Source organism: Mesorhizobium sp. M7A.F.Ca.MR.362.00.0.0 (assembly GCF_004023175.1).
Lineage (GTDB): Bacteria > Pseudomonadota > Alphaproteobacteria > Rhizobiales > Rhizobiaceae > Mesorhizobium.
Genome location: NZ_RZTF01000234.1, coordinates 9942 through 10213 on the forward strand (window position 1 = coordinate 9942; position 272 = coordinate 10213).

1 pseudogene (only partly in view) is annotated in these 272 nt (G+C 65.1%); it reads left to right on the plus strand.

The features are described from left to right. A pseudogene (locus tag EOC06_RS40920) lies at positions 1-272 on the plus strand (MFS transporter); its annotated part reaches 235 nt to the left of the window's first position; the annotation flags it as partial.

Here is a 272-nt window from a genome sequence, read left to right on the forward strand (position 1 = left end):
TGACCGTCGGCTCGGTGGCGGCAGCCGTGGCGCTGGCGCTGTGCGCCGTCGCGCCCGGCCGCGTGAGCTTCGTTCTGGCATTGCTGGCAATGGAACTGGCCTCCAGCTTTGTCCTCTACAGCGCTGCCTTCGTTGCGATCGTGCAGATCGGGGTTCCCCGGCCGCAACGCAGCATCACCCATTTGACGCTCATAGCCGGGTTCGCCTCGACCCTGTTCTGGCCACTGACTTCGGCGCTGCATGCGCATCTGACATGGCGTGAGGTCTATCTC